Genomic DNA, 24491 nt, shown 5'->3' on the forward strand with positions numbered 1-24491 from the left:
TTTATCAAACTATAGACGAAAAGACTACCTTGTTAAGAATTTGTGCGTGCGAGTTAGGGGTACTCATTCTTACAAAAGGGTAAGGTAGTTTTGAGTGCCTACTTCCACTAACTTGGGTGCTTTCCATTGACAGACGTGCTATAATACTTGTGGCTAACTAAATTATTGTTATTTACGGGGAGGAAGGACATGTTATTCCTTGCAATGGCTGCTGCATTCATAGCCTCCATCATACTGACTCCGCTTGTCATAAAATTCGCGTTCCGTATCGGGGCGGTCGATCATCCGAACTATCGGAAGGTGCATGCATCCGTCATGCCGCGTATCGGAGGGATGGCAATATTCGGTGCATTCGTCATCGGTTATTTATTATTGCGCCCATCAGATGAGCATGCTATCGGAATTCTTGTTGGAGCCATCATCATTATTGTCACAGGCTTCCTCGATGATATGCTTGAAATCACCGCCAAGGCGAAGCTGATTGGCCAATTGGCTGCAGCGATCGTCGTCGTTACATGGGGCGGCTTACAAATCGAATTTATTAACTTGCCATTTTTTGGCCCGTTTGACTTTGGCTATTTAAGTATCCCAATTACGATCATTTGGATCATTGGTATTACAAATGCTATCAATCTCATTGACGGATTGGATGGACTGGCGGCGGGCGTTTCTACGATTGCCCTTATTTCCATCACGGTCATGGCGATGATCATGGGCGAAATGTTTGTTGTAGCTACAGCTGCCATTTTGGCTGCAAGCTCACTTGGCTTCTTGTTCTACAATTTCCATCCGGCGAAAATATTCATGGGGGATACGGGATCTTTATTCCTCGGGTATATGATCTCGGTGTTGGCGTTGTTAGGGTATAAAAATGTCGCGATGATTTCTCTTATCATCCCGATCATCATCCTCGGCGTTCCGATTTCAGATACATTCTTTGCAATCATTCGCCGTGTGCGGATGAAGCAGCCGATTTCAGCACCGGACAAATCGCACTTGCATCACTGCTTGTTGCGTGCTGGGTTCTCTCACCGGCAGACCGTCCTGATCATCTATGGACTGGCTATCCTCTTCGGTGTAGCAGCAGTGCTATTCTCGCAAGCAACTGTATGGGGCGCCATCGTACTGATTGCCGTCATGCTCATTGCAATCGAGCTGTTCGTCGAAATCATCGGTCTCGCGGGAACGAATTACAGGCCATTATTGAACTTAGTTCGTATGATTGGAAAATAAATGAATGCTATACAGCAAAGGTGATATGCGAAATTTCGCATATCGCCTTTTTTTATGACATAAAAAAACATCCCGCTGAAGCGAATCAGCTGGGATGGTAAGTTCATTGCATCATTTAATTAGTAATCATCGCTGCCTTCTGCAGTTTCATCAGCTGTTCCAATGACATTCGAGCTATCCGTTAAAGAGGATGAGTCCGGAATCAAGCCGAGATGAGCTTTCAACAGCTGACTCACATTCTGTAAATCACTCTCGTCCAACTGATAATAATATGGACCTTTCGACCAGTCATCATAGCCTTTCAAATTGATTGAGTCGATTTTTGGCATGCCGCCTTTTGCATACTCCCAGAAAGAAGTCATTTCTTTGAATGTCATGTCGGTTTTCATATTGTCGCCGACAGCTTCGATGACATCACCGTATTTTGTGATGGACTTCACTGACACCATTTCTTTAATGATTGCCTGCAAAATCATTTGCTGGCGTTTTCCGCGCTCGATATCGCTATCAGCCATGCGTGTCCGCGCCAATGCGAGGGCATGTCTGCCGTCGAGCACTCGCAATCCCTTTTTCAATTGAATCGTGTTTCTGTCATTTTCGTCCTTTTCGAGCCTGTTATAGGGAACATCGACTTCGACGCCGCCCAGTGCGTCGACGACTTCGATGAATGCATTGAAGTTCATTTTCACATAGTAATCAATTGGAATATCAAGCATTTCTTCCACGGTTTCGATAGCCGCATGCGTTCCGCCATATGCATGGGCATGGGTGATTTTGTCTCTATACCCGACCTTCGGGATGTAGACGTAGGAATCACGCGGAATGCTTAGCATTTTCACCGATTTCTCTTCGGGATTGAATGTCGCGACGACAAGAGCATCGGAACGGCTATGGCTGTCTCCTTGCATACGCGCCTCGCTGTCATCCACACCGATGAGGAGGACGGACACATTGTCCTTCGCAGGTTCCACTTTTGCTTCGCCCCTGATTTCTGATTTCTGTGTGGCGGGAACCGCTTCGTAAGCTCGGTCGACTGCCTGTTCAGCTTGTTGCCGTAATGAAAGCCCATAGGCTGCAATCGCAAGCAGGGCAGTTAGCGAAACTAATAGCCCGATCTTAATTGCCAGCCGTGCTTTAGACGTCTTCTTTTTCATCTTTTTATAATCTCTTCTTTTCATAGCTTGTATAGGCCTCCACCATCGGCTAAGGAATCTCCCAAGCAGATTTAATGTTCCATGAAAAACGGAAAGTTAATGCGCAAATGTACAGAATCCCGCATAATACACAATAAATCGTCAACTTTCATCATTATACTATTAATTTCCTTATTCGTATACTATTATTGTGCGTCAAATTCAAGGAACGTAGTCGAGACTTCAGAAATTTCTGCTTGGCCGTTCGTCAACTCGGTCATCCAACCGATGAACGTATCTACCTCCGCAATAGGAACATATAGGAGTAAACTGACGTCTTCTTCATATAGGATCTCTTTAAGTGGGTAAGGAGACTGCCTCGCTTCATTCTCAACTTTTCCGAGCCATGTATAAACGATCGTCACTTTCATAAGCGCATGTAGCTTTCGTTCGACGACACCTGTCGCGGCAATCCCCTCGGTAGTTGCACGGCCGTATGCGCGGATGAGACCGCCGCCGCCTAATTTGATACCCCCGAAATAACGTGTTACGACAACGGCAGTATCTTTCAACCCTTGCTTCTTTAGTACTTCCAGCATGGGAACGCCTGCCGTACCCGATGGCTCTCCGTCGTCATTCGCCTTCTGTATCTGATCATGCTCACCGATAATATAGGCTGAACAATTATGGGTTGCTGTATGATGCATCTTTTTAATGTCTTGAATGAAGTCGTTTGCTTCCTCCTCGCTCTCTACACGCTTAACGTATGTGAGGAACCTGGATTTCTGTATGACAATTTCACTTTCACCTGACAAATTGACTGTTTTATAATCCGCTCGCATTTGCAGCACTCCTATCACTTGTAATACAATCTTAATACGCAATTAGTTTTATGATGATATAATAATAAAGTGTATAAGGAATTATGGAATACTGCAACATTGCCTATGTATAGCTTTTTTCGCTTTTCAGAAGGGAGGGGTTGGGATGGCAGAGAAGACAGTAGATATCCAGGATTTGGAAAGAATATTCGATAATATGGTTAATGTGATGGATCAATCCAAAAATGACATTTTCACTATTAGTGAACAAAGCCGTCAAACCTTCCATGAGATGCAAACCGAACTGGTTATTATTAAAGAAGATATTTCCCGGGTAATCACTGAAGGGGATTACTTGGAAGATATGACTCGCCAATCTCGAAGACGGCTGGCGGATGTTTCCAAAAACTTCATGAACTATTCCGAAGAAGAAGTACGTCAAGCATATGAAGTTGCTAACGATTTACTCGTCAGACTATCAATCAATCGGATGGAAGAAAAGCAGTTGCGTGTACGGCGGGATGAGTTGGACCGGCGCATTGCCGCCCTTTTGGAAACGATTGAAAGAGCAGATCACCTTGTCAATCAAGTGACAACGGTAATTACATATTTGACATCTGATTTGAAAAAGGTCGGGGAAGTGCTGGAAACTGCCCGACAAAAACAGGAGTTCGCCATTCAAATCATCCAGGCCCAAGAGGAAGAACGCAAACGACTATCGCGCGATATCCATGACGGTCCTGCCCAGATGCTTGCCAATGTGCTGCTCAGATCGGGGCTTATTGAAAAGACGTTCAATGAAAGAGGCCCGATTGATGCCTTATCCGAATTGAATCAATTGAAGGAAATGGTCAGAAATGCCCTTCTTGAAGTGCGCCGCATCATCTATGATCTGCGTCCAATGGCATTGGATGACCTCGGACTGATTCCGACACTGCGAAAATATTCTTCAACTGTCATGGAATACGAAAAAGGTGTCACAATCCATTTCATGAATAATGGAACGGAAAAGAGATTCGAATCCAACATCGAAGTGGCGATTTTCCGCCTCATCCAAGAATGTATAACGAATGCACTTAAACATGGAAAATCTAGAGATGTTTGGGTGAAAGTCGAATGGCTTCGTGATACAATGAATATTGTCGTGAAGGATAATGGTGTAGGGTTCGACCCGAATCAAACTAAAGATAAATCATTTGGCATTATAGGGATGCGGGAGCGCGTCGAACTGCTGAAAGGCGAGATGAAAATCATGTCGACAATTGGCAAAGGCACAACTGTATTATTCCGTATTCCGTTACATGAAAATATAATTGAATAGGGTATTGGGAGGGAATGACAATGACGAAAATTTTAATTGTAGATGATCATCAGCTATTCCGTGAAGGAGTTAAAAGAATCCTGGATTTCGAAGACTCATTCGAAGTGGTGGGAGAAGGTGACGATGGCAGCGAAGTAGTCGAGTTGTACCGCCGCTTTGAGCCGGACGTCGTCTTGATGGACATTAATATGCCTGGCATGAATGGAGTGGAAGCGACGGAAGTCCTGAAAGCTGAATTTCCGGAAGCGAAAGTGATTATGCTCTCCATCCATGACGATGAATCATATGTATCACATGCGCTGAAATCGGGCGCGCTTGGTTATATGCTGAAAGAAATGGACGCAGACGCAATTGTACAAGCAATCAAAGTCGTTGCGGCAGGAGGATCTTATTTACATCCGAAAGTGACACATAATCTTGTGTCCGAATTCCGCCGTCTCAGCGAACGTGAACATAAAGGATCTTTCCAACAAAATGATATCCGCCGCCCGCTTCATTTATTGACGAAGCGCGAATGCGAAGTTTTGCAGTTGTTGACAGATGGGCAAAGCAACCGGACGATCGGGGAAACGCTTTTCATTTCCGAAAAAACGGTAAAAAACCATGTTTCCAGCATCTTGCAAAAAATGGGTGTCAACGACCGTACACAAGCGGTCGTCACAGCAATCAAAAACGGCTGGGTCGAAGTGAAGTAATGTTATACTAAAAGGGACCTTCTCATAGAAGGTCCTTTTTACCGTATAGGAGGAAGAACTATGAAGAAAATGCTCGTTTTTTCAATGCTTATATTGGTGCTTATTGTTGGTGCTTGTTCAAAAAAGGAAGAGACGTCGAATCACGGTTCAGTAGATGACGGGGAAAACCCGAGTCAATTCGGTTCAATCGACCATGGTGTGGATGAAAATGAAAATAAAGTAGGCTTCAACATGTCCGGCGACACAATTGAAGAGGCTGCAAACGTGCCAGCGGAAGAAAAAGAGCTGATCATGCAATCATTCGACACGTATATCCATGCATTTAACGATCAGAATATCGATGAATATATGGACACGCTGTCCGAGAAGCCGAAGAGCTTCAATCTTGAAGAAGAGCGCGAGTACATTGAAAGCGTATTTGAACAATATGAACTGTCCCGCGAAGCTAAGGACACTACAATTGTGAAGTTTGATGAGGAGACGGGTGAAGCCCAAGTGTTCGCAAACCTGTTGACGAAGATGAAACAGAAGTCCACCGGCTTGGAGACGAACCGTGATGGCAGGCAAGTGACCGTCTTTACAAAAGAGGGCGGAGAGTGGAAAGTAAACTCCGTTTATTATATGGAAGAACAGAAATAATAAGGTTATTTACAATAACATATCCACAAACTAAAACTGCCGGGCTTTTGCCGGCAGTTTTTTCGTTCCTAAAATTACCTTCCTCTCCTATATTGCTTTCCAAAAATGAAGAAGGTATAATGGGAACAAACGTTCCTTTTGAAGGGAGGAAAACGTAATGCCTTTAATTCCAGCAAAGGCATTGCCTCATTTTGAAAACATGATCTACTTGCCGATGGTTCTCATCGTGCTGCAGCGCGACCGGGAACTGTTCGAAAAAGGCCCGTTCAAATTGAAGGGCCCTTATTTAAAAATGGTCGACGCCACGATGAAACAAGTCCAAAGTGAACTGCAGGAAACGACGTTTTTTTTGCGACGCAATAACATGAAAGTAATCCGGAAAACGAGGGATAGTATGTTCACGGAATACATTTTCATCAATGGAGGCTATGAAGACCACCGTCGCTATTTAAATGTCCGGCTACGCAACCGGACGGAAGAATTATTGGACTTGTATCTTACAACATCGGGAAATCATTCGGCGGGTCCTTAGGCGGATATAGGAATGAGGTATTGCCATAATTCCTCTGCCTTTTCAAGAAGTCCCTCTCAATCAACTTGGCCAAAGCGTATTGCCGGTTCATCGTTGAAACCGAAATGTCTAATTTGTATTTTTTTCCGTTTTCCAATGTGACGGAAGTGCCAAAGCCATCTGCTTCATAAAATTCGATTGCATGGTAGGAAAGCCATACATTTTGATCCGATAAAGGAGATAATGTAGGAATGAATATGAATGGAATGCCAAAAGCGTTTGCCAACAGAAAAGGTGCTTTCTGCTTATTATCCCCAAATAATCGTCTAGCGGTACTCATGACGGTTGCATAACTGGAGCCATAGTAAGTACAGGAACCGTTCATGATATGCATCGGTTTCTTTGAAACAATTACTGTCCTATCTCGCTCAATAACCCTCGTGAAAATTTTGTTGCCCTCTTCTTTCGGTTGTAACATGAGGGTATCATGCGATATGTAGTATCTTGGTTCGAATACAGTCAAATCCACTTCCCCCTATTCTATTAATTTCATCCCATCCCTCACTAGTATTATAGGATACAAAAATAGAAAAACAAGCCTTTTAAATGAATAATTAGAACTATCCAATAAAAAATGCACTTTCGTTACTTTGGCATAAAAAAAACCCCCGTCACTAAACGGGGGAGGGAATCGTTTATTCAGCTTGGTAATCCAATGCGGCAGCGCCAAGTGTTTTTGCTGCTAGCAGCATCGCCTGTTCCTCAAAATCGAATTTTGGATGGTGATGAGGATATGTTTCAGCTGGCTGGGCACCGGTGAAGAAGAATGTGCCAGGCACTTTTTCCAAATAGTACGCGAAGTCTTCTCCGCCCATTTGTGGCTTGCTTTCCACGACGTGTTCAACGCCAGGAACTGATTCTGCAACACGTTTCAAATGCTCGGTTTCTTCTTTATGGTTCACGACGGCAGGGTAGCCGCGGAAATAGTCGAATTGGATTTCGCAATTATTGGAGAGTGCCGTGCCTTCCACGACTCTAGCCATTTCCCGCTCCATCATGTCGCGTACGTCGGGATTAAATGTGCGCACGGTGCCGCCAAGCTTTGCGGAATCGGCAATGACATTGAACGCGTTATCCGCAACGAATGAACCGACGGATAGTACAGCCGAGTCGATCGGGTCAACGCGGCGGGACACGAGCTGCTGCAAGTTCATGACGAGCTGCGCGCCGATGACGATGGCATCCTTCGTCTGGTGCGGAGCCGCTCCGTGGCCTCCCGCGCCTTGAATCGTAATTTCAAACCGGTCGGCAGCCGCCATGACCGGTCCTGTTAAATATTCGATAGTTTTAAAGGGGATAAGCGACCAAAGATGTGTACCGAAAATTACGTCGACACCATCGAGGCAACCGTCCTCGATCATTGAAATGGCCCCGCCCGGAGCAAATTCCTCGGCGTGCTGATGAATGAAAACATATTCTCCTGCGAGATCCTCCCGCAGCTCGTGGAACGCCTTGGCCAATTGCAGCAATGCCGCTGTATGGCCGTCATGTCCACAAGCATGCATGACGCCGGGCACTGTCGATTTGTAAGGGACATCTTTTTCGTCTTGGATTGGCAAAGCATCGAAATCGGCACGCAAAGCGATCGTTTTGCCGGGACGCGCCCCTTTGATACGGGCGACTACGCCGTTGCCGCCGACGCCTGCACGTACATCGACGCCGAGATTTGCGTAAAAATCATGGATGTATTGCGCAGTTTTTTCCTCTTTAAAAGATAATTCCGGGTGCATATGCAGATGTCTGCGGATGACGACCATTTCTTCATATGCACAATCCAACTTCTCGAACAGTTGCTCATTCATTCGATTACCCCTCTCGAAACGCTATATTTATACATTCACAATTATAACAATACGATTCGAGGGCCGCAATCTGATCAATGTATCATTCTTCGTCGTCCGTTTTCGCAGAATACGTCGTAATATAAGACGCACTGGAAAAAATATGTGTCGTGTTGCCGGCGAATTCCTTCATGTCGACCGATAGAGGCGAGGACTTGAACACCTGCGAATGTTTCCAACGGTCATAGTCGGCCGCTTCCTCCCATTCGGTCATGACGATATACGTGTCCGAATCGAGCGGGCGAAGCAGGCGGTAAGCGATGAATCCTTTCTGATTTTCGATTCGGTCGTCGCCGGAGGAAAAACGGTGTTCGAAGACAGGTCGTCCTTCATCGGTGACGGGAACGTTATTGTAGACGAAATAGCCATCTTCCTTCAGTGTGCCGGCGGAGCTGATCACTTCATACCGTCTCGGCGACTGGAAAACAGACTTCCCGTCCGTTTCATGCAAAAGGAGCGACTTGCCGCCGCCATGCATGAGAATCATTTTTTCATTCACATGACGATTTTGGAGCTTCTCCATGAAATCCCTCGTTCCGGTCGTCAAATACATATACATTCCGAAAACCTCCTGCCAAAAATAAGTACTACTCATATTTTCCCTTAACGGAACAATTAAAACAAACAATGTCGAATTGATGGCGGCGCTGAAAAAAAGTGCGCACAATTTGATGACAATTCGGGTCAATCACTATACATTCCAAGGGGAAACGTCTATATTTGAAAGCGAATAAGTGAACTTCGATAATTATTATAAAGAAAGTGGGAATCGATTTATGACAACATTTAACGATACACTGCTTCGTGCTGCTAGAGGAGAAAAAATCGACCATACACCGGTTTGGTTCATGAGGCAGGCGGGCCGTTCTCAGCCTGAATACCGCAAAATCAAAGAGAAGTATTCATTAGAAGAAATTACACATCAGCCGGAGCTTTGCGCTTACGTAACAAAGCTGCCTGTCGACCAATACAATGTCGACGCGGCGATTTTGTATAAAGATATAGTCACTCCGCTTCCGGGAATCGGAGTGGATGTAAAAATAAAAGCAGGTGTCGGCCCTGTCATTTCAAATCCGATCCGTTCGGTACAAGACGTCCATAATCTCGGGGAGCTTTCGCCGGAGGACGATATTCCTTTCGTCATCGATACGATTAAAATCTTGAAAGAGCAATTGAACGTACCGTTGATCGGCTTCGCCGGAGCTCCATTCACATTGGCGAGCTATATGATTGAGGGAGGCCCGTCAAAAAGCTACAATTTGACGAAATCTTTCATGGTATCGGAACCTGAAGCTTGGTTTGCACTTATGAATAAATTAGGGGATACGATCATTACATCGATCAAAGCACAAGTAGCAGCGGGAGCAGCGGCTATCCAAGTGTTTGATTCATGGGTCGGCGCATTGAACGTCTCCGATTACAGAATCTTCATCAAGCCTGTCATGACACGCATTTTCAATGAACTTCGCGAATTGAATGTGCCGCTCATCACATTTGGTGTCGGGGCAAGCCATTTGGCAAACGAATGGCATGACCTTCCAGTAGACGTCGTCGGCTTGGATTGGCGTTTATCGATCAAGGAAGCTGGGGAAAGAGGATTAACAAAGACATTGCAAGGTAACTTGGATCCTGCATTGCTTCTAGCGGATTGGAACATCATCGAGGAGCGTGCGAAAGTGATCGTAGAACAAGGCGTCGAGCACGGCAGCCATATTTTCAACCTCGGTCACGGCGTATTCCCTGAAGTACAGCCGGCAACATTGAAACGACTAACAGAGTTCGTTCACGAATATAGCGCGCAACTTCGAAAATAAATTGCAAATATAACTGGCAAAGAGGTGCAACTGATGACAAAAAGGAAAATGGCACTTTTAGTCATGGCGTACGGAACGCCATACAAGGAAGAGGATATCTTGCCGTACTACACGCATATCCGGCGCGGCCGTCCGCCAGCACCGGAACAACTGGAAGATCTAAAGGCCCGTTATCAAGCGATCGGCGGCATTTCCCCGCTCGCGAAAATAACGGAAAACCAGGCGAATGCACTTGGCGACCGTCTGAATGCGATGCAGGATGAAATCGAATTCAACGTCTATGTCGGCTTGAAGCACATTACGCCATTCGTCGAAGAAGCAGTGGAACAGATGGAGGCGGATGGAATTACAGAAGCGGTGTCGATCGTACTGGCGCCACATTATTCTTCGTTCTCCGTGAAATCATATAATGAACGCGCGAAGGAAGAAGCCGAAAAGCATGGCATTTCCATGACGTCGGTCGAGAGCTGGTACAAGCAGCCGAAATTCATCGAATACTGGTCGGAAAAAATTCGCAGCACGTACGCTAGCATGAGCGATGCAGAACGTGAAAAGGCGTGCCTAGTCGTTTCGGCGCACTCGCTTCCTGAAAAGATCAAGCAATTCGGAGATCCGTATCCGGAGCAATTGGATGAGACTGCGAAATTGATTGCGGAAGCGGCAGAAGTGAAACACTATGCAGTCGGCTGGCAAAGTGAAGGGCAGACGGGCGAGCCATGGCTCGGACCAGACGTCCAAGATCTGACACGTGACTTGCATGAAAAAGAAGGCTATGAAACATTCGTCTATACGCCGGTCGGCTTCGTTTCGGACCATTTGGAAGTCCTTTACGACAACGACTACGAGTGTAAAGTCGTATGCGATGAAATCGGTGCATCTTATTACCGTCCGGCTATGCCGAATACGGACCCGCTATTCATCAGCTCAATGGCAGATGCAGTTCTTGACCAATTGAAAGAAGCCTAATGGCAGCTAGGAAGTGATGACATGAGTGAACAGAAGAAAAGGGTTGTCATCGTCGGTGGAGGGATCACCGGCCTTTCCGCAGCGTTCTATATGCAAAAAGCGGCACGTGAACAAAACTTGCCGATTGAAGTGATGTTGATCGAAGCGACGAATCGGCTCGGCGGGAAAATCCAGACGGTCCGTCGTAACGGCTTTGTCATCGAACGGGGACCGGACAGTTTCCTCATCAGGAAAAAAAGCATGGATACGTTCGCGATAGATCTCGGCATTGGCGACGATCTTGTGCGCAATGCGACGGGACAAGCGTATATCCTCGTGAATGGCCGGTTGCAACCGATTCCGGGTGGCTCCGTCATGGGCATTCCGACGAAGGTCGGCCCATTCTTGAAATCGGACCTGTTTTCATTAGCAGGCAAACTGAGGGCGGCAGGGGATTTCGTCCTGCCGCGTTCAGGGGTTGAAGGGGACCAGTCACTCGGCCACTTCTTCCGCCGCCGATTCGGGACGGAAATCGTTGAAAATCTCATCGAGCCGCTATTATCGGGAGTGTATGCAGGCGATATCGACCATATGAGCTTGCAATCGACGTTTCCGCAATTTTACGAAGTCGAGAAGAAGCACCGCAGCCTCATTCTCGGCATGAAGAAGACGACGCCGAAGCAAGTGCCGCAGAAGAATGGACATGGTGCCTCCCAAAAAGGGGCGTTCCATTCACTCCGGTACGGACTTGAATCGATCGTCGAAGCGTCGGAGCAGCAATTGGAACCTGGCACGGTGAGGAAAGGGATCCGCATCGATAGCATTTCCAAGCAGGGAATTCAAAACGTCCTGAAGCTGAACAACGGTGAAACGGTCATAGCCGATTCTGTCATCTTGACGACAGGTCATATGGCGGCAAGCCAACTATTCGCTTCCCACGGACTGCTCGAAGGGTTGAAGGAAATCCATACGACATCCGTCGCGACAGTCGCGCTCGCATTTCCGGAGGAGCATGTCGTCCAAGATATGGAAGGGACCGGTTTCCTCGTCTCCCGGAGCAGCGATTACTCCATTACCGCATGCACATGGGTGTCTCGGAAATGGCCGACGTCGACGCCTGAAGGGAAAGTTCTATTGCGTGCGTTTGTCGGACGGGTAGGGGAAGATGCGATCGTTGATTTGCCGGATGACGAAATCGAGCGGATCGTCCTCGAAGATCTCGGGAAGATTATTCCGATCAAAGGCAAACCGGACTTCACGGTCATTACGCGATTCAAGGACGACCGACCGCAATACCGGGTCGGCCACCGTCAACGGATCGATGCTGCCCGCGCAGAATTGAAAGAGGCTTTCCCGAACGTCAAACTGGCAGGCGCCTCTTATGACGGTGTCGGATTGCCCGACTGCGTCGATCAAGGTAAAGCGGCCGTGGAAGAAGTCATTGCTGATCTATTTACGAATTAAATCTTAAAGTCCGCTACCCGCGGACTTTTTCAATTGGAAGGAATTTTGTATGAAAAAGATACTAGTAATCATTAGTACAGCACTCCTATTGTCTGCTTGTTCCATCGGAAACGACTGGGACAATCCGATGCCGGAGGATGGGTTCCTAATCATCGGGCACCGCGGCGCTTCGGCATACGAACCGGAAAACACGATTCCTGCCTTTGAGCTTGCGGAAGACCTTAATGCGGATTACGTAGAGCTTGACGTCCATTTGACGAAGGACGGGGAATTGATCGTCATGCATGACGATGACGTGAAGCGGACGACAGAAGCAGCCGGGAAGATAAAGGATTTCACATTGGCCGAACTGAAACTGCTGACCGCAGATGAGAAGAAAGGCGAGAAAATCGCCGTCAGCGGCAGAGACGAAGAAGCGTATGAAATCCCGACATTGCGGGAAGTGGTCGAACAGTTGAAAGGAGACCTCCGCTTTGTCATCGAGTTGAAAGATGCGGAGCAATACCCGGGCATCGAAGAAGAATTGGTCCGACTCATGAAGGAGCAGGGGTTGATCGGTATTGACGCCAAAGGGTATCCGAAAGCGGTCATCCTCTCATTCGACAAGAAGGCGTTGAAGCAAGTGCATAAGATCGCCCCTGAGATTCCGTTGATTCAATTGATCTCCTTCGACGAAGGGGAGGAAGCGGAACTAACGAAGAAGGAATTGAAGGATATTCTATCGTACGCTTCAGGCATCAACGTGAGCTACGAAGCATTGACGCCTCCTTTCGTCAATTCGATGCACGACGAGGGTCTCGCGGTATATGCCTACACGGTGAATGACGCCGAAGCCGCCTTGCGGTTGAAAGCGATGGGCGTCAACGGCATCGCTACGGATGAACCCGACTTATTGGGTGAATGAAAACAGCTGAGATATTGCATCTCAGCTGTCAGCCTGTTGACAAACGCTCGCATCCGTTGTTGCTCGTGTCGCTCGTCCGCTCATGAACTTCAGTTCTATTCGCGTCTTCGCTCCACTACGCGCCTAGGCTGACAAGCGTTTTCAATCAGGCTGAGGATATGCCTGGTTATTATGTCTTCCCTAAAATTGAGTGTAGACAAAGTCAAAAAACGACTTTGTCTACATTCTGAGCTGAGATATTGTATCTCAGCTTTTTGCTTTTATAGGATGTTGCATTCATCACATTTATTGCTGTAGCATTCGTGCTGTTCCTCGATCTCTTTTCCACATTCGGCACAGGTTTTAGCAGGCAGGTTCTTGAAAAACTCAATGACATTCTCTAGCATCGGTGTTCCCTCCTGTTCTATTTGTACTAATACTAAATGGGCGATAGTCTATTGTGATATAACAGTGATGGCAAAAAAATTAGATGATGTTACACTCATCACATTTATTGCTGTAGCATTCGTGCTGTTCCTCGATTTCTTTTCCGCATTCGGCACAGGTTTTTGCAGGTAGGTTCTTAAAAAACTCAATGACATTCTCCAGCATTGGTGTTCCCTCCTGTTCTATTTGTACTAATACTAAATGGGCGATAGTCTATTGTGATATAACAGTGATGGCAAAAAAATTAGATGATGTTACACTCATCACATTTATTGCTATAGCATTCATGCTGTTCCTCAATCTCTTTTCCACATTGGGCACATGTTTTTGCAGGCAGGTTCTTAAAAAACTCAATGACATTCTCCAGCATCGTGTTCCCTCCTGTTCTAATTGTACTAATACTAACTGGGCAAATAGTCTATTGTAATATAACAGCAATGGTAAAAAAATTAGACGATGTTACACTCGTCACATTTATTACTATAGCATTCATGCTGTTCTTCGATTTTCTCTCCACAAACGTCACAGGCTTTGGCAGGCAGGTTTCTGAAAAACTCTACGATACTCTCGACCATTTCATCATCCTCCTATTGTTCTATAACTAAATTTGTTAGAATGATTGTATTATAACAGCTAATCAAATGTCAACACTTTTCTGTTCATTTCGGATAAAATAGAAATGAATTCATTTACATAGGGAGCGATTATTGTGTATTTCGTTGATAATAAAGGCATTACAGATCCAAGGATCAACCTTGCGATCGAGGAGTATGTATTGAGAAATATGGACGTCGACAAAGATCCCTTTCTGCTGTTCTATATCAACGAACCGTCGATCATTATCGGCAAGAACCAAAATACGGTTGAAGAGATCAATACCGAGTACGTCGATGCGAACGGCATCCACGTCGTCCGCAGGCTTTCAGGCGGAGGCGCAGTTTATCATGACTTAGGGAACCTCAATTTCAGCTTCATAACGAAAGATGATGGGGAATCGTTCCGCAACTTCAAGAAGTTCACCGAGCCGGTCATCAAGGCGTTGGCGGAAATGGGTGTCAAAGCCGAATTGCTCGGGCGCAACGACATTCTCGTCGAAGGGCGAAAAATTTCGGGCAACGCGCAATTTGCAACGCAAGGCCGCATGTTCACCCACGGGACGTTAATGTTCGATACGGAAATCGAGCGTGTTGTGTCTGCTTTAAAAGTGAAGAAGGACAAGATTGAATCGAAGGGAATCAAATCGATCCGCAGCCGTGTCGCGAACATTTCGGAATTCATCAAAGAGCCGATGACGATTGAACAATTCCGAATGGAAATTCTGAAGTCGATTTTCGAAGGCGAAGAGAATATCCAGTATTGGGAACTGACCGACGAGGACTGGGACAACATCCGTGCATTGTCAGCAGAACGTTACGGAAACTGGGACTGGAACTACGGCAAATCCCCGAAATTCAATATGCAGCATTCCCATCGCTTCCCAGTCGGCGGCATTGATGTACGGCTGCAAGTCGAAAAAGGGAAAATTGATGACGTCAGCATTTACGGTGACTTTTTCGGTGTCGGCGATGTGGCGGTCGTCGAAGACAGTCTCAAGGACGTTCAATACGATCGCGAATCCATCACGAAAGCACTCGACGCAGTCGATATCCCGACGCTGCTGGGCGGCATTACGAAAGAGGAATTCATTAATTTAATCTATTGAGTTGAAAACCGGTGCATAGCCGGTTTTTTCTTTTGTCGTATTATATGCAGGAAAGGTTGGGGGAGTGTAGTTAATGAAATGGGTCTGTCGAATTGATTGGCATTGCCATTTAATGGGCGAGCGGTGATAAAGTGTGCCTAAGCGGTGATAAAGTCTGTCTGAACGGTGATAAACTGCTTTTGAGCGGTGATAAACTCCGCCTAAGCGGTGATAAATTCGAGAGTCGGTGGTAACAGGCGGAGAATCGGTGGTAAAGTCCCCCGAGTCGGTGGTAACGCGACGAGCAGCGGTGGTAATGCGTCGAAAATCGGTGATAACCCCCACCAAGTCGGTGATAACCCTTTTTCAAGCAATTCCCAGTGCCTCCCGAGCGTCTATTCCATTTTTGCGATATAATAGTTGGAATAACGAAGGGGGAATTTGCGATGAGGAACCATCGTATCTTCATTGTTGAGGACGATAAAAAAATTGCGCGGCTGCTCGCGGATACGTTGCGCAAGTATCAATATGATGTCGCGATCGTGGAGGATTTTGATAATGTGGAGGCGGAATGTACGGCGTTCGATCCGCATTTGATCCTGCTCGACATCAATCTGCCTTCCTATGACGGCTATTATTGGTGCAGGCAGCTGCGGCAGACGACGACGTGCCCGATCATTTTCATCTCGGCGCGGTCAGGCGATATGGACCAAGTGTTTGCGCTCGAGAACGGAGGGGATGATTTCATAACGAAACCTTTCCATTACGAGATCGTCCTTGCGAAGATCAGAAGCCATTTGAGAAGGGCGTTCGGGGAATATGCGCCGAGCCAAGGAGAGCGCACGGTGAAGCTCGGTTCGCTCGAGCTGTTCATCGAACGAATGGAGCTCCATTTGCGTGATGAGGAAATTCCGCTACAGAAAAAGGAGTGTGTCATCCTTGAGCTGTTAATGGATGCATCGCCGAAAGTCGTGTCGCGGGAGACGCTGCTCGAGGAATTATGGGACGACCAGTCGTTTGTCGATGAAAACACGCTCAATGTGAATATGACGCGCGTGCGGAAAAAACTTGCGGATTACGACGTACAATCGGTCATCGAGACGGTCCGCGGGTTAGGCTACCGTTTCCTGCTCGCGCCGGAGGAATCATGAAGCAGATTGTTTTATTCCTAAAGGAGCATTTATCATGGATCATCTTCGAGATGCTCCTCGTGGCGTTCATTCTCGTCTTGTATTGGCTGGATGGCTTCCGGGGGGTTAACACGGCGATTTACTCAATCATTATGAGTTTGCTGCTGACGGGAGGCTTCCTCGTTGGGAAATTCATTACCCGGCGATCGTATTACGAAGCAATCCTCCGCAAGCCGGAGAAGATGGAAGATGCGCTCATCCGAAAAGTGCTGACGACCGAACAACTCCAATCGGCGAAGTTCATGCGCGATTTGTATGGGCTGTATCAAGCTGAAGTGCAATCATTATACGCATCTCAGCATCGACAGCTACAATTCGTAAATCAATGGGTGCACCAGATGAAAACTCCGATTTCCGTAATCAACTTGCTGCTCCAAGAAGATGGCGAGCTGGACAAGCGGAGCATTAGCGAAGAAATGGATAAAATCCAGCGAGGACTCGATATCGTGCTCCTTAATGCGCGGCTTGAAACGTTTGAGGAAGACATGCAGATTGAAAGGGTCGTATTAAAGACGCTCATCCAGCAGGTAGTAACCGACCATAAGCGTCTGTTCATAACAAATGGCGTGTTTCCGGTCATTTCAATTGATGAGTCGCTAGTCGTCGCGACGGATCCAAAATGGATGAAACTCGCCATCGGACAGTTCATTACGAATGCTGTGAAATATACGTTTGAAAAAGGGAAACGCCTTTATTTGTCAGCGAGACAGACCGCTATAGGCTTCGAGCTTACAATTCGCGATGAAGGAGTCGGCATTCCGGCATCCGACCTGAAGCGTGTAACGAAGGCGTTCTTTACGGGCGAAAATGGCCGGCTGACCGGTGAATCGACAGGAATGGGGCTGTACATCGCCGATGAGGTCTGTTTGAAGCTCGGCCATCCATTGACGATTGAATCCGAAGTGGGGCAAGGGACTTCCGTCAAGATACTATTTACAAATGGAGAGATAGGTGAAGCGGATGAAGAACTCAATCGTGGAATTGGAGCAAGTGACGAAGATCTATGAAGGGAAAGTGATGCACCGCGCGTTGAACCGTCTTGACTTCGAGGCGGACGCCGGGGAGTTCATTGCGATCATGGGACCTTCGGGGAGCGGAAAGACGACGTTGTTGAACATCATTTCGACGATCGACATGCCAACGTACGGGCGTGTCACGATTGACGGCATCGAGCCCGAAGCGTTGAATTCGAATGAGCTGGCGCTGTTCAGGCGGCACAACTTCGGCTTCGTCTTCCAGGACATCAATCTGCTCAAAAGTTTGACGGTGGAAGAGAATATCGTCCTTCCTCTCACATTGGACGGATTGCCGATCATGGAGATGCAAAAACGGGTCGACCGGCTGGCGGAGCAATTGAGCCTGAAGGGAATCCTCAATCGGCGTCCGGATGAGCTATCGGGCGGGCAGGCGCAAAGGACCGCTGTCGGACGGGCGCTGATTCATAAGCCGAAGCTTATTTTAGCGGATGAACCGACAGGGAATCTCGACTCGAAATCGGCAAAAGAAGTCCTTGAATTGCTCAGCCTTGTCAATGAAACCGAGCGGACGACGATCATCATGGTGACGCATGATCCGATTGCGGCAAGCTATTGCGACCGCGTGCTGTTCATCAAGGACGGCGAATTTTTCAATGAAATCTACAAGGACGAGCGGCGTCAGACGTTTTTCCAGCGGATTTTGAATGTGCTCAGTTTACTTGGAGGGAATGTCCATGACTTGCGGATGTTGTAAGACGGACAGCCGAATAGGGAGGATTGCTTCATGACGTTTCGCCAGTTCGCTTTTCGGAATGTCATGCGCAACCGGAGGATTTACGCTGCCTTTTTCATGGCGAGCGTTTTTTCAGTCATGGTGTTTTTCCTTTATTCCATGCTGCTGTTCCATCCGTCGCTCGAGGGTAGTGCGGTGCAGGACATTGCGGTTCTTGGCATGGGCATCGCTGAAATCATCCTATACATATTCACGATGTTCTTCCTGTTTTATTCGATGCGGGCATTCTTGCAAGCGAGGACGAAGGAGTTCGGCATTCTCCTCCATTTGGGGATGGAGAAACGGCAGCTGCACCGGCTCATTTTCACTGAAACGCTCATTATCGGTGCGGCATCGATTGGAATCGGCACCTTTTTAGGGTATATGTTTTCGAAGTTTTTCTTCATGGTCGTAAAAAGGATCGTCATGCTGCCTGCGCTTCCGTTGTATTTATCGTGGGAGCCGTTCGCTTTGACGGTCGGCGCGTTCCTGAGCCTTTTCGTCATCATTTCGTGGGTCGCCCCGGTTTTCATCCGGACAGGTAAGCTCGATGAATTGATCCGCGGCGACAGTGTCGGTAAAGAGCAACACGGTTTTTCGAAAACCCGCGGAGTGTTCGGCCTCGTGCTTCTTGGGCTGTCCTATAGCATGGCTGCTTTTACATCTAACAGCATCGTCATCGGACTCATCTTCCTGTTGCCGCCGCTTGCAACGCTCGGCACGTATTTATTTTTCACGGACTCGTTGCCGTTCCTCCTCCATCTGTTCAAAGTACGGAAAGAGTTTTATTGGCGCAATTTCCGATTGCTCGCGATTTCGGAAGGCGTCATCCGGCTGAAGGAGAATGCCCGGATGTTTTTCATCGTGACAATTGTCTCGACTGTTGCGTTCATGTCTGTCGGCATCCTTGCATCGCTCACTTCATTCGCGTCCCAATACCGGGAAATGAATCCGCTCGGCCTTGTGTACGAAAGCTTTCCAGACAATGACATGGAGCAGGAGCATATTAACCGGCTCGGATATGAACTGAGGAAGAACGGCATCGACTACACATATGTAAAATTCCCCGTGTTGCAGCAGAGGTCGACATTGACGGACTATACCGTCACGATCATCAAGCTTTCGAGTGTCAACAGGTTGGCGAGGTCGTTTGGCAACCAAGCATTTGAATTAAAGGAAGGGGAAGCGTTGTTCCTGCCGCCGACCGTTTCCACATTCGAGCAGCTGAATAAACAATCGGTCAAGACGGTATTGGAGGAAAGCGGCATGACAGTGCGGATTACCGGCGCTTACCCGTACCTACTGTTCCCGCCTCATGCGATTGGCACGAACACGATTATTTTGAATGACGCCGATTATGACAAAATCGCGTTGCAAGTCGAGCCGTCGTCCGTCTATCACGCATTCGATATTCCGGACTGGCAAAAGACGAAAAACATCGGCCTGACGATCGAGCATTCTGTGACGGAATCGATTCTAATGGGAACACGCGGGAAACTGCATTTCACCTTCGACAATCCTGGGCTGAACTACTCCGTCATACGGACGACGTTCACATTGCTGCTGTTCATCGGATTATTGCTGGCAGGCGTTTTCTTGCTTGCCGCGGGAAGTTTCATCTATTTCCGGCTCTACACGTCGCTCGATAGCGATCGCAAGGAGTTTGATGTGCTTCGGCGCATGGGCATCACCGACAAGGAATTCAAGAAAATCGTCAACCGGCAGCTCATCCCGCAGTTTTTCGTCCCGTGGGGCGTCGCGCTCGTTCATAGCTCATTTGCGTTCCTATCATTGCAAGTCATTTGGGACGCCCTCGCGGAAATCTCCATCGTCCGCGAGCTCACAATGGTGCTCGTCGGATTTACAGCTTTGCAAGTCATTTATTTCTACCTCATCCGCTGGCGCTATTTAGCCCATATCCGGACACCGGAGAACTTGTAGCCTTCCCTCAATTGGGGGAGGCTTTTTTGAAAATGTTTTTCTACAATAAAAGCAATTTCCCTTTGAATTAAGAATCTCGCACATTTTCTAAAAGTATTGTGAACTTTTAATTTTTCTTATATAATAATAGATGGGTTTAATGAATGGTGGTTCATTTCATCAAAAGGGAGGATGTTCAGTATGACGTTGGTAGCACAAGTTTTTGAAACATCGAAACTGCAGCCTGGGAAAACGGCTTATCACTTCATGGGGAAAGACACTTCATACGCCGAGTTCGACCAGTCAGTGTCGATGTTTGCGTCGGCATTGCAAGGGATGGGAATCGAAAAGGGAGATCATATCGCACTGCTGTTAGGGAATACACCGCATTTCCTCATTTCGCTCTACGCGACAATGCGGATCGGAGCGACCGCGATTCCGATCAATCCGATTTATTCGCCTGACGAAATCTCGTACATTTTACATAATAGCGATGCGAAAGCGGTCATCGCACTCGATCAGCTGTTGCCGCTCGTCGAGAAATCCGCGAAGCTCTTTCCTTCGATCGAGAACTATATCGTCTGTGAAATGAGCGCCGATATAGGGGAGAGGGTGGCGGCGTTGCCGGAAAAGGCGAAAGCGAAAGTGAAGCTGTTTTCCAAGCTGATTGCAACTGGCCGACCGGATTTCGAACCGGTAGAAGTTGACGAAAATGAAACCGCTGTCATCCTTTATACGTCCGGAACGACGGGCCATCCGAAAGGTGCGATGCTGACGCATAAGAATTTGTATTCGAACGCACGCGATGTCGGGGATTATTTAGGGTTCTCCGAAAGCGACCGTGTCGTCGCGACGTTGCCCGTCTTCCATGTGTTCGCGCTAACCGTCGTCGTGAATGCACCGTTACTGAAAGGGGCGACAATCCTGCTCGTACCGCGATTCAGCCCGGGGGATGTGTTCCAGACGATTAAAGAACAGCACGGGACCGTGTTTGCGGGAGTGCCGACGATGTACAATTTCCTTTATCAATACCCGGAAGGCGATCCGGCCGATTTCAGCACGATCCGCCTTGCGATTTCCGGAGGGGCTTCGTTGCCGGTCGCATTGCTCCACAATTTCGAGGAAAAGTTCAATGTGAAGGTTTCAGAAGGATACGGCCTGTCCGAAGCGTCACCGGTCACGACCTTCAACCCGTTCGACCGCGAGCGGGTGCCCGGATCAATCGGAACGAACATCATCAATGTAGTAAATAAAGTCGTGGACGAATATGGGGATGAAGTGCCTGTTGGCCAAGTCGGCGAGCTCGTCGTCCAAGGACCGAACGTCATGAAAGGCTATTACAAAATGCCGGAAGAAACTGCCGCAGCCATCCGCGACGGATGGCTGTACACGGGAGATTTGGCGCGCCAAGACGAAAACGGCTACTTCTACATCGTCGACCGTAAGAAAGACATGATCATCGTCGGCGGCTACAACGTCTATCCACGGGAAGTCGAAGAAGTGTTATTCACACATGACGACATCGTCGAAGCAGCGGTCATCGGCGTGCCAGACACTGACTTTGGTGAAGAAGTCCAAGCGTTCGTCGTACTGAAAAAAGGTGCTGTGGCAGACGCTGAAAAACTGAAAGCGTTCTGCGCAAATCGTCTCGCGAAATACAAAGTGCCAAAAACAATTGAATTTCTGGATGAACTACCGAAAAACACAACCGGCAAGATATTGCGCCGCTCGTTGAAAGATCAAGTGAAGTTGTAAATGGTGAGCCCTTCCACGTAATGTGGAAGGGCTCAATTATTTACATAAGGGCTCTTTAAACTGCACAAGGGACTCCTTTATTCATCAAGGGCTCGTTTATTTAATCAAAGGCTCAATTAGGACTCCTTTATTTGATTATGAGCTCAATTATTGTTAAAGGCTGGCAACAGAGGGGGGACCTTATGAAAATGGCAGACTTCCAAATAGACTACCAAGTAATATTGAAACTTGATACAATAAGGCTTCCTACTAACTGCGTTGTGGTGATTACGGTGGGGAGGAAAGGATAGGGAATTACCAGATTACAGCAATTATAAGATTGTTGCACATCAGGGAAAATTGAAGAGGGGGAGGAGTTTTGAGAATTATAAGTGAGGAAAATATTAAGTATTTTGTAGACGAAAATAAGTTAATCTCGGAACTCAAATATTTGGTAGGTAATCCAAAGAATAAAGGAAGTTCAGTCGAAATTTGTATTGTTAACAATTTGTCTTGTAGATTTAATGATGAACAATTTGAACTTCTTCTTGAGTTATTGATACGCGAAGTAAACGTTAAAGAATATAATCGAACATTATATATGTCATTTGCTTTAATTTTCATTACCGCAATTACTTCTATTACTACACTGGTTTTTGGTTTGCTAAATAGCGATAAGATAAATTTCTTTAAAGACTACGAAATAGCTTCATTGGTTTCTTACTTTGCAATCCTAATTTTATTCTATGCAATTGGCTTATATCTAACCTACCATATCTCATTGAAAAGTTATCATAAAATGCAGAGGTTAATAATTTATGTAAAATTGGCGAAAGAACTTAGAAAGAGAAAAGAAAATTGTATGTCTGTTTTATAAGTAATATTAATAAAGATGATAACAATATTTCATGGTTACACTGGACCGTATTTAGTTTTTTAAAATAATTATCAGTGTATATACTGAAAGAGATATAAATCAGGGATAGTAACGCAGATGTATAAGGAAGAGGGAGAGGAGTTTTGAAAAGAGATATTGAGAAAAACATCCTATGGATAGTTAACGTTATTTTGATTATATGTTTCGCAATATTAGTAACCGGAATGATAAATGGCGTAATAAAACATAACTTTAGCCCAACTTTTATTGAAGTGCTCAGTACATTTGGTGGAGCATTTGGCGGTGCTGGTATAGCTGGATATATGTCATTAACTTTGTTTAAGAGGAATGTCCAATATGAGAAGCAAAAAAGAGAAAAAGAGCAAGCTGTTATGAAAGCTATTTTTCTAAATGACTATATAAAAGAAACGTGGAAGTTAGTCAATGAATTTTCACTCTTAAATTACTCCTTTTATGATTTAATGAAAAACTATAAAAAATTCTATCCTAAGAAAGGCATATTAGACTACGAAATAAAGAGTTACACTCCAGTATTAGATTTACTAAAAACAAAGAAAGAAGCTCTATTTGAATTGATTATCGAAACACAAAGTAGATTAGAAAGCCTTTCATATAATCATATAAATGATTATGAGTTTGCTAAACTTATCAGTGAACACAAATTAAATCTTAGAAAAATTGAAGTGAATTTCGAGAAAATCGGTGAATTAGAAATTCTATTAGATTTTAGTGCTATATGGAAAGTCGAAGATGGGATTGCCAATATACAGAAATATATCTTATATATAGAGCGGTTTGAAGAGCTATTAAGGAATTATAACGAATAACGTCCCCCTAGCTAACCAGAGGACAACGGTGATTACAGCAATACGCTGTTCGTTTGTTGTCCTATTTTTATTTTCTCAAAAGGGAGTGAGGAAATGTGGACTTTACAAGATCAGCTGATTGAAATAGGGCTCTCATGTCCGGTCCGCGTACAGACAAAAAGGGAAAGTCGAATAGCAAGACAGCGGACAAGCTCGAGGAACGGATGACGGAAGGGAATGGACTGAACTGATGTAGGTTTAATCGTCCGAAGTATGGACGGAAAAGGGGAGTATGACATTCTTCTTCGATTGGATGACTACAGAAGGCAATTGGGAACTTTCCGTGGCGTAGATGAAAAGTCAGTTTATCAGCGGCGGGCATACGAGAATATCGACTTGATTCCGGAGTGGAACAGCTGGAATCAGAATGTATTAAAATAGCGTTTAAAGATGACAAGATTATCCTTTCTGAAATTCTAGCGTCCTTCTCGATACGTGTACGAAAAATGCTATCTCCTGTAAGTCGCACAAAAATGAGCATGGATGATATTGGAAAAAGAGCTTGAAGTTAAGCAAAAGCAAGGTTCAACAGTCCATCCGCAGGGCCAAAAGAAGATAAAAGTTAGTTAGAAAAGCCATCTTAGAAATGCTAATAGAATTCTAATACGATGCATCTCTTCTAAGGTGCTTTTTCTAATATGGTTAT

At 46.2% G+C, this 24491-nt stretch carries 26 protein-coding genes; 17 read left to right on the forward strand and 9 right to left on the reverse strand.

Going from position 1 to position 24491, the window contains the following annotated elements:
* Positions 1 to 189: 189 nt before the first annotated feature.
* Entirely contained in the window at positions 190 to 1233 is a 1044-nt protein-coding gene (locus NIT04_RS04125; RefSeq protein WP_252502334.1) for a glycosyltransferase family 4 protein, read from the forward strand.
* A 119-nt stretch (positions 1234 to 1352) separates the two neighbouring features.
* On the opposite strand, the gene NIT04_RS04130 is transcribed toward NIT04_RS04125, so the two are convergent.
* The gene (locus NIT04_RS04130; RefSeq protein WP_252502335.1) at positions 1353 to 2411 is read right to left on the reverse strand and encodes an LCP family protein; all 1059 of its coding nucleotides are present in this window, start codon (positions 2409 to 2411) and stop codon (positions 1353 to 1355) included.
* A 161-nt stretch (positions 2412 to 2572) separates the two neighbouring features.
* Positions 2573 to 3208 carry a YigZ family protein gene (locus tag NIT04_RS04135; RefSeq protein WP_252502336.1) on the reverse strand — a complete coding sequence of 212 codons (636 nt, stop codon included), beginning with the start codon at positions 3206 to 3208 and terminating at the stop codon, positions 2573 to 2575.
* 145 nt (positions 3209 to 3353) lie between these two features.
* Here NIT04_RS04135 and NIT04_RS04140 point away from each other — a divergent pair, with 145 nt between their 5' ends.
* From NIT04_RS04140 to NIT04_RS04155, 4 genes are all read left to right on the forward strand, one after another.
* A complete protein-coding gene (locus NIT04_RS04140; protein WP_252502337.1) occupies positions 3354 to 4508 on the forward strand; it encodes a sensor histidine kinase in 1155 nt (384 codons plus the stop codon).
* 20 nt (positions 4509 to 4528) lie between these two features.
* Positions 4529 to 5203: a response regulator transcription factor gene (locus NIT04_RS04145; RefSeq protein ID WP_305880087.1), complete on the forward strand. Its 675-nt coding sequence runs from the start codon at positions 4529 to 4531 to the stop codon at positions 5201 to 5203.
* Positions 5204 to 5263: 60 nt separating this feature from the next.
* Positions 5264 to 5842 (forward strand): nuclear transport factor 2 family protein, encoded by a 579-nt coding sequence (locus NIT04_RS04150; protein WP_252502339.1) that lies wholly within the window; start codon positions 5264 to 5266, stop codon positions 5840 to 5842.
* A gap of 157 nt (positions 5843 to 5999) precedes the next feature.
* Positions 6000 to 6374, forward strand: coding sequence for a hypothetical protein (locus tag NIT04_RS04155; RefSeq protein ID WP_252502340.1), 375 nt, complete (start codon positions 6000 to 6002; stop codon positions 6372 to 6374).
* On the opposite strand, the gene NIT04_RS04160 is transcribed toward NIT04_RS04155, so the two are convergent.
* From NIT04_RS04160 to NIT04_RS04170, 3 genes are all read right to left on the reverse strand, one after another.
* The gene (locus tag NIT04_RS04160) at positions 6340 to 6876 is read right to left on the reverse strand and encodes a competence protein ComK (RefSeq protein ID WP_252502341.1); all 537 of its coding nucleotides are present in this window, start codon (positions 6874 to 6876) and stop codon (positions 6340 to 6342) included. The two genes, NIT04_RS04155 and NIT04_RS04160, sit on opposite strands and share 35 nt — an antisense overlap.
* 172 nt (positions 6877 to 7048) lie before the next feature.
* Positions 7049 to 8215: a M20 family metallopeptidase gene (locus NIT04_RS04165; protein ID WP_252502342.1), complete on the reverse strand. Its 1167-nt coding sequence runs from the start codon at positions 8213 to 8215 to the stop codon at positions 7049 to 7051.
* 82 nt (positions 8216 to 8297) lie between these two features.
* Complete coding sequence (locus tag NIT04_RS04170; protein WP_252502343.1) at positions 8298 to 8813, reverse strand: antibiotic biosynthesis monooxygenase; 516 nt, start codon at positions 8811 to 8813, stop codon at positions 8298 to 8300.
* Between the two features lie 217 nt (positions 8814 to 9030).
* On the opposite strand from NIT04_RS04170, the gene hemE reads away from it, so the two are divergent.
* From hemE to NIT04_RS04190, 4 genes are read left to right on the forward strand one after another with little or no spacing between them, the layout of a single operon-like run.
* Positions 9031 to 10068: a uroporphyrinogen decarboxylase gene (gene hemE / locus NIT04_RS04175; protein ID WP_252502344.1), complete on the forward strand. Its 1038-nt coding sequence runs from the start codon at positions 9031 to 9033 to the stop codon at positions 10066 to 10068.
* Positions 10069 to 10101: 33 nt separating this feature from the next.
* A complete protein-coding gene (gene hemH, locus NIT04_RS04180; protein WP_252502345.1) occupies positions 10102 to 11034 on the forward strand; it encodes a ferrochelatase in 933 nt (310 codons plus the stop codon).
* Between the two features lie 21 nt (positions 11035 to 11055).
* Positions 11056 to 12477: a protoporphyrinogen oxidase gene (hemY, locus tag NIT04_RS04185; protein WP_252502346.1), complete on the forward strand. Its 1422-nt coding sequence runs from the start codon at positions 11056 to 11058 to the stop codon at positions 12475 to 12477.
* A gap of 49 nt (positions 12478 to 12526) precedes the next feature.
* Entirely contained in the window at positions 12527 to 13381 is an 855-nt protein-coding gene (locus NIT04_RS04190) for a glycerophosphodiester phosphodiesterase family protein (protein WP_252502347.1), read from the forward strand.
* Between the two features lie 260 nt (positions 13382 to 13641).
* Here the strand turns inward: NIT04_RS04190 and yhfH (NIT04_RS04195) are convergent, their stop codons facing one another.
* The 4 genes from yhfH (NIT04_RS04195) to yhfH (NIT04_RS04210) all read right to left on the reverse strand — a co-directional run bounded on the left by yhfH (NIT04_RS04195) (position 13642) and on the right by yhfH (NIT04_RS04210) (position 14382).
* Entirely contained in the window at positions 13642 to 13767 is a 126-nt protein-coding gene (gene yhfH / locus NIT04_RS04195; RefSeq protein ID WP_252502348.1) for a protein YhfH, read from the reverse strand.
* 79 nt (positions 13768 to 13846) lie between these two features.
* Positions 13847 to 13972 (reverse strand): protein YhfH, encoded by a 126-nt coding sequence (gene yhfH, locus NIT04_RS04200; RefSeq protein WP_082713641.1) that lies wholly within the window; start codon positions 13970 to 13972, stop codon positions 13847 to 13849.
* A gap of 79 nt (positions 13973 to 14051) precedes the next feature.
* Positions 14052 to 14177, reverse strand: coding sequence for a protein YhfH (yhfH, locus tag NIT04_RS04205; RefSeq protein ID WP_252502349.1), 126 nt, complete (start codon positions 14175 to 14177; stop codon positions 14052 to 14054).
* Between the two features lie 79 nt (positions 14178 to 14256).
* Entirely contained in the window at positions 14257 to 14382 is a 126-nt protein-coding gene (gene yhfH / locus NIT04_RS04210) for a protein YhfH (protein WP_251701053.1), read from the reverse strand.
* 134 nt (positions 14383 to 14516) lie between these two features.
* Between yhfH (NIT04_RS04210) and NIT04_RS04215 the strand changes: the two genes are divergently transcribed.
* The 8 genes from NIT04_RS04215 to NIT04_RS04250 all read left to right on the forward strand — a co-directional run bounded on the left by NIT04_RS04215 (position 14517) and on the right by NIT04_RS04250 (position 23806).
* Positions 14517 to 15509, forward strand: coding sequence for a lipoate--protein ligase (locus NIT04_RS04215; RefSeq protein ID WP_252502350.1), 993 nt, complete (start codon positions 14517 to 14519; stop codon positions 15507 to 15509).
* A gap of 425 nt (positions 15510 to 15934) precedes the next feature.
* Positions 15935 to 16639, forward strand: coding sequence for a response regulator transcription factor (locus NIT04_RS04220; protein WP_252502351.1), 705 nt, complete (start codon positions 15935 to 15937; stop codon positions 16637 to 16639).
* A complete protein-coding gene (locus NIT04_RS04225) occupies positions 16636 to 17685 on the forward strand; it encodes a HAMP domain-containing sensor histidine kinase (RefSeq protein ID WP_252502352.1) in 1050 nt (349 codons plus the stop codon). The genes NIT04_RS04220 and NIT04_RS04225 overlap by 4 nt, the downstream gene beginning before the upstream one ends.
* Positions 17639 to 18409, forward strand: a complete 771-nt coding sequence (locus NIT04_RS04230) for an ABC transporter ATP-binding protein (protein WP_252502353.1) — start codon at positions 17639 to 17641, stop codon at positions 18407 to 18409. The genes NIT04_RS04225 and NIT04_RS04230 overlap by 47 nt, the downstream gene beginning before the upstream one ends.
* 30 nt (positions 18410 to 18439) lie before the next feature.
* A complete protein-coding gene (locus NIT04_RS04235; RefSeq protein ID WP_252502354.1) occupies positions 18440 to 20368 on the forward strand; it encodes an FtsX-like permease family protein in 1929 nt (642 codons plus the stop codon).
* A gap of 180 nt (positions 20369 to 20548) precedes the next feature.
* Positions 20549 to 22102: a fatty acid--CoA ligase family protein gene (locus tag NIT04_RS04240; RefSeq protein WP_252502355.1), complete on the forward strand. Its 1554-nt coding sequence runs from the start codon at positions 20549 to 20551 to the stop codon at positions 22100 to 22102.
* A gap of 358 nt (positions 22103 to 22460) precedes the next feature.
* Positions 22461 to 22958, forward strand: a complete 498-nt coding sequence (locus tag NIT04_RS04245; RefSeq protein ID WP_252502356.1) for a hypothetical protein — start codon at positions 22461 to 22463, stop codon at positions 22956 to 22958.
* A gap of 143 nt (positions 22959 to 23101) precedes the next feature.
* A complete protein-coding gene (locus NIT04_RS04250) occupies positions 23102 to 23806 on the forward strand; it encodes a hypothetical protein (protein ID WP_252502357.1) in 705 nt (234 codons plus the stop codon).
* The last annotated feature ends 685 nt before the right edge of the window (positions 23807 to 24491 follow it).

Source organism: Sporosarcina sp. Marseille-Q4943, assembly GCF_943736995.1.
In the GTDB taxonomy this organism is placed as follows: domain Bacteria; phylum Bacillota; class Bacilli; order Bacillales_A; family Planococcaceae; genus Sporosarcina.